4 protein-coding genes and 1 pseudogene are annotated in these 6,068 nt (G+C 39.1%); all 5 read right to left on the bottom strand.

Annotated features, from left to right (window positions below; translation table 11 throughout):
- Positions 1–237: pseudogene (locus KH943_RS08800) on the bottom strand (AEC family transporter); the annotation flags it as partial.
- 227 nt (positions 238–464) lie between these two features.
- Positions 465–2,630, bottom strand: a complete 2,166-nt coding sequence (locus tag KH943_RS08795; protein ID WP_304110091.1) for a TonB-dependent receptor — start codon at positions 2,628–2,630, stop codon at positions 465–467.
- A gap of 81 nt (positions 2,631–2,711) precedes the next feature.
- Positions 2,712–4,685 carry a Fe(3+)-hydroxamate ABC transporter permease FhuB gene (fhuB, locus tag KH943_RS08790; RefSeq protein ID WP_304110089.1) on the bottom strand — a complete coding sequence of 658 codons (1,974 nt, stop codon included), beginning with the start codon at positions 4,683–4,685 and terminating at the stop codon, positions 2,712–2,714.
- Positions 4,679–5,566, bottom strand: coding sequence for an iron-siderophore ABC transporter substrate-binding protein (locus KH943_RS08785; RefSeq protein ID WP_304110087.1), 888 nt, complete (start codon positions 5,564–5,566; stop codon positions 4,679–4,681). The genes fhuB and KH943_RS08785 overlap by 7 nt, the downstream gene beginning before the upstream one ends.
- A 12-nt stretch (positions 5,567–5,578) precedes the next feature.
- A partial coding sequence (locus tag KH943_RS08780) for an ABC transporter ATP-binding protein (protein WP_304110085.1) occupies positions 5,579–6,068 on the bottom strand: 490 nt, incomplete at its 5' end.

Raw genomic sequence — 6,068 nt, 5'->3', positions numbered from 1 at the left:
ACCCTGAAGAAACACGGCCATAAGCAGTGAAAGCTGCAAACCTTGTAGAATTTCAGGTGTGTAATCAATTTGAAAGGCTTCAATCATCACCGCTGGACTGATGACATAAAGTCCAATAATGGAAAGCGGCTTGCTATCTTCAGATTTTAATAATTTTGATTTAACCAACCCATAACCAATAAGCACAATAAGTGTCAGTTCAATAATTTTAGTGCCGAGTAAAAAAGCGATGTCCATAGTGAATCTTGATGAGAAAAGTTTTGTTTATTAAACAATAGATAAAAGAAAAAACAAAATAACTTTTGTAATTATTCGTCACATAGTATTGTGTTTTAGATGTAAGTATTTAGTAGTTTTAAATCCAATAGAGAATATTGAAAATGTTTGATGAAAGCAATAAAAGGAAAAAATAAAAAAGTGCGGTTAAATGGAACCGCACTTTGAACTATTACTAATACATCAATTTAGAAGTCAATGCTTGCGTTTAAGCTAAATGTGCGAGGTGCTCCAGAAACTAAATATCCATAATTAGGGTAGCCGCCAACAGATTCCCAATATTTTTTGTTGGTGAGATTATCAATTCGCGCTCTTAGTGTGATAGGCGTGTTACCAATCATTGCGATATAACGAGCTCCCACATCTACTTTCGTCCAGCCTTTAACTTTCAGTGTATTTTGTGAATCTGCATAGCTTGAACCTGTGTAGGTAATACGAGATTCTAAGGTAAGTCCTTCTAATGCTCTCACATCATATTCTAGCCCTAGATTGCCTTGAAATTTTGGTACACCAATCGTGTATTTGCCTTCTGTTGTGTTAGAACCTGTTTTACGTTGTTTGGCTTGTAAGAATGTCACACCACCTAATAAACGAATATTCGATGTGATTTGCCCGTAAACATTTATTTCTGCCCCATTATGGCGATCTTTGCCTTTTGTTGTGTAGTAATTATTGCTATCTAAATAACCACGCGGTTTCTCAGTACTAAAGAGCGCTATGCTTGTGCCAAATCCACTTTGTGACTCATATTTAATGCCAATTTCTTTTTGTTTAGAAATATAAGGTTTTTGTGTTTCACCTTGATTCACTGCAGTGCTTGGAGCGGTATCTCCTTGAGCAAGGCTTTCGATATAGTTTCCATAAATGGATAATTCGGGTAGGATTCGGTAAACAACTCCAACACTTGGACTAATTCGTGAATCGTTATAGTAACCGCCTTCAATTCCAGTATTGTATGCGAAATCTCTTGAAACAATTTGTTGCCAACGAGCACCTAAGGTCACTTGAAGTTTTTTATCTAATACCGACAACGTATCGCCAATAGCAACGCTATTTAACGTTGCTCGATGTTGTAGTGCAGGTGATGAAAGATCATTGCCTTTTAGTGCATTCGCAGAATAAGCAATACTAGAAATGAATGTTGGGTGATAAAGATTGGTTGCAAACGTATTTTGCCAATCCATGACATAGGCATTTTTACGTTTTTCTTGATAACGATTGGCGGATAAGACCACGTCATGTTCCACTTCATTTGTTGTAAAATGACCTTTTAATCCTATTTCGCTCGTGTGAATAATGTCGCGTCGAGTATTATCAAAACGGTATTCAGTGCCATTACCATTAATATTGTTCACGCGTAAATTAGCCAATACATTCGCTTCTTTGCCATAGCGATAGCCATAAGCGGCATAAGCCGTTAAGTTTGGGTGTAAATCATATTCTGCACGAAATGTGCCGAAAATATCGCTTTCTTCAGAATAAGTCCATCCTTGTCCCCAATTGCTACGAGGGTTAGGAGTCGAAGGAACTACGGTTACACCAGATAGTGTAACACTTGGACGTGGGCTGCCTAAGTAGTTTTTCTGATAGCCTAAATCTGCAGATAAACGTACTTTTTCAACTTCCCAGTCTAGTCCTAAATGGAAGACTGTATTGCGAGCATTGTCATTATCAATGGCACTTTCTCCTTCCGTATGAGCGGCATTTAAACGCACACCGAATTCTCTATTTTCACCCAGACGGCGAGAAATATCTGTAGAGAAATTTGCTCTTTCATTGCTGGAGTAGCCTAAATTTAAGCGGTTAAGGTCTTCAGCTTGTGCACGTTTTGGCATTAATGCAATGGTTCCGCCAATTGAACCACCTCCTGGTGCCATACCGTTTAAGAAGGCCGAAGAACCACGTTGAACTTCTACACGTTCAAACATTTCAGAGGCGATATATTGACGTGGCAATAAGCCATATAAACCGTTATATAGAATATCGTCGGAATTGGTAATGAAACCTCGCATAAAATAGGACTCTTGGAAATTACCAAAACCACGAGCAACACGGACATTTGGATCGTTTTTTAGTACATCTGCCACACTACGAGCTTGTTTATCTTGAATGAACTTGTTAGTGTAGCTTGTTGTCGCAAATGAGCTTTCTAAGTTCGATTTATTTCCTAGAATACCAATACGGCTACCACTTGCAACTTGGCCACCTGCGAATTCTTTGCTTAATCCAGTTTGCGAGGCATCAGCACTCACTTCAATGGTATCCAGTTGCTCAACATTCTCTTCCGCATAAGCGGTGTTCATTGCAAGTAAAATGCTACTTGCGACAGTAGTTAAAAGAAAGGATTTTTTCATTGTAAAGTTCCTTTTGTGTTGATAAAAATGATATTTTCTCGGTTATTATGTGCGAATGTCGCACAAATCCAGTTTGGATAATTAAATTTTTCGCATCATCACTAAAAAATAGCTTCCTCCTAACAAAGTGGCGATAAGGCCAGCAGGAATTTCATAAGGGAATAAAACTTGTCGTCCAACCCAATCCGCTAAAACCATAATGGTTGTCCCGAGAAGTGCAGAAATAAGTAACTGATTTTTGGCTTTGTGAACGCCTAAAAAATTCGTTAAATGTGGTACTAAAAGACCGATAAAGCTCAACGGTCCGATCATTAATGTGGCGATGGCTGTTAGTGCTGCACTGAATAAAATCAGTATCCAGCGGGTGAGTTTTAAATTTAGCCCTAAAGCTTTTGCTATGGGGGCTTGTAGGCTTAAGAGTTCTAGCCAACGACTAAAAATTAAACTGATAAGTAAAAGTCCAAGGCTTAGTATGAAAAATGGCACAGCAAGCTTTGGATCGGTATTTTGTGTAGAGCCTGATGTCCATGAAATTAATTGATTTGCACGCGGGTCACCACTTGCAATAGCAAGGCGTTGCACCGTATCAAATAAGGCAGAAAGACTAATTCCTGTAAGAAGAATTTTCTCGGGGAGCATTCCGTTACGTTGATTGATCGCTGCCAAAATGGCTAGTGCGATAAATGCTCCGACAATACCAGAGATCCAAAATAGTATCGTTTGTTGTGTGGGAAAAACAAAGAGCAACACTAAAATACCCATGCCAGCTCCAGATGAGACTCCTAATAATTCGGGACTTGCCATTGAGTTTAAGGTTAAGCGTTGTAACAGCACACCTGCAACTGAAAGTAAAATGCCTGCGCAAATTGCAATAAATATACGTGGATAACGCAATTCAAGTAATTCCAGATTAAAAGGATTATCGAATGTGGTAATTTTAATGTAAGGATAAAATTGCATTTTCCCCACAAATAAGGCTAGCATCACACTTATCGCTAATAAAACGATAATAAAGATTGTAAAGAGCGGTCGATATTGGCGAGATTTTTGCAGTGAATTTTCGGTTAATCGTCCTGTGTTTGGCAAGGCTTTAAACATTAGCCACAGTAGCAACGGTGTGCCGAGTAGGGCCGTCACCGCACCTGTTGGCAGACTGATTTGATAATAAAGATTGATAAATTGTAAAATCAAATCCGTGATAGCAAGTAATAATGCTCCCATTGCAAAAGAGCCGATAAGTTGCCATTTTAATGTGCGAATTCCCATTTGTCGGATAATCGTTGCTGCCGCTAATCCCACAAATCCCAACATTCCTACTTTGCTGACTACGGATGAAATTAAATAAGCACCAGTTACCACGCCAATAAAGCGAAGTTTGCCTACAGGCACACCGAGACTTTTGGCGTTATTGTCATTTAACGTCAAAATACTAAATGGGCGAATAAGGGCAAAAACAATGGCAAAACAGACCGCACTTTGTAGACTTAATAGTTGGCTATCTCGCCAGCTTTCTTGTACCAGTGAGCCAGCTCCCCACAAGGCTAAACCACGAGATTCTTCAGGATAGAACAACATCATCATACCCGTAAATGAACCAAAATACAGATTGACAACAAGGCCTGCTAAAATCAATAAAAGTGGTGACATGGTTTTTCGTATGGCAAGGGTCATTACTAATAGCAAACTCAATCCTGCCCCCAATAAGGCAATAAAACTTGCACCCATTTCGAGCAATTTGGGAGCAAAAATTGTCGCTAAGAATAATGTCATTTGCGAGCCACTGCTGATACCAAGCGTATTGTCAGAGGCTAGTGGATTGCTCATTACTTGTTGTAATAATAAACTGGCAAAGGCTAAGGCTCCACCTGCTAGTAACGCCATTGTAATGCGTGGCAGACTGTAAGATTGCACAAGTAATAGATCCAAGTTATCAGTATGTTGGAATACTAACCAGATTGATGTATTTTCAGGTATTTGAGCATGGAGCAAGGAAACGGTCAATCCAACAAAAAGTGTGAACAATAATGCAAAGAAAATTCTAGTACGATTTACCATGCCTCACCTCCATGAATTAAGCTTTCTGTTAGAGTCTGTGCGAAACGTTCGGCAGAAGGAATACCACCAAATGACCAAACAGCAGGTAATACAAGAGCATCCTTGGCTAAGGGTAAATATTGCCATAAGGTGTTATGTGTTAAGGCTTGGGCGATATTATTCGGATAAGGTTTTACGACAATAAATCGCGTATTTTGTGGTAGGTGAGCAAGCTCGGTAATCTCAATATTTTGAAAGCCCCAAATATTAACCTCAGGCAAATACGCATTCTGAAAACCGAGTTGTTTGGCGACTGCGCCGAAAAGGCTATTTTCACCATAAATGCGTAAATGACGCGTATCAATAAATTGCACGATAGCAAGTGGACGTTCTGCAAACTGCGATTGATGTTGGATAAGTCGTTCTCTTAATTTTTCAATGTTAGAGGTGTAACGAGTAATTAATTTTTTAGCCGCTTGTGGTTTATTGATAATTTGGGCTATTTCTTGTGTGGCGGCTAAGATGTTTTGCCAAAGATCACCTGTTTGATAAAAATTCACGTTATATACTCTTCCATAAGACGACAGTTTTTCATTTAACCCTGCATAGAATTGGCTATGAATAAAACGTAATGGCTGGTTTTTTACGTCATGGGATAACATAGAAATGACTTCAAAATTCGGTTGTAAGCGAATGCCTAAATCAATGGTATCTTCGGGAAGTTTCGGTTCCATTACCCAAGTTCGATAACTGTGTATATCACCGACAGCGATTGGATTTTCACCGAGTGCCAATAAGGTCTCAGTAACTGTCCAATCCACAGTGGCTATATTTTGTTGTCCTTCATCAGCTTGGACATAAATGCTGAAAAGTGCGGTCAATATGAATAAGATTTTTTTCATATTATGTTCCAACTAATAAAAGCTTACAGGACGATGAGTTTTAGGATGGTCGAGCACATTTAATTCAATGCCGTAAATAGCTTGAAGTGATGACGTATTGACAATTTCATGGGCATTGCCTTGGACTAGCAGTTTCCCACTATGTAGAGCAACTAAATGATCGCAAAAATAAGATGCTAAATTAATATCGTGAATAACGATAATCACGCCTAAATTTAACTCGCGACTTAATTGGTAGACAAGCTGCATTACTTCTACTTGGTGGGCTATATCTAATGCCGCAAGAGGCTCGTCTAGTAATAAGTATTGGCTTTGTTGTGCTAAAAGCATCGCCAACCAAATACGCGAACGTTCGCCACCTGAAAGTGTATCCACAATCTGATTGGCAAATTTTTCTGTATGGGTGAGTTCAAGAGCACGCTGAATGGCTTGTTTATCAACACTTGTTTGGCGCCCGAATAAACCATTCCACGCATAACGCCCCATTGTAATAAGTTCTTTT

This window comes from Haemophilus parahaemolyticus (assembly GCF_018373095.1).
GTDB lineage: Bacteria > Pseudomonadota > Gammaproteobacteria > Enterobacterales > Pasteurellaceae > Haemophilus_A > Haemophilus_A parahaemolyticus_A.
The sequence above is the reverse complement of the archived record's forward strand: the minus strand, read 5'-3'. Positions and strand labels throughout refer to the sequence as shown.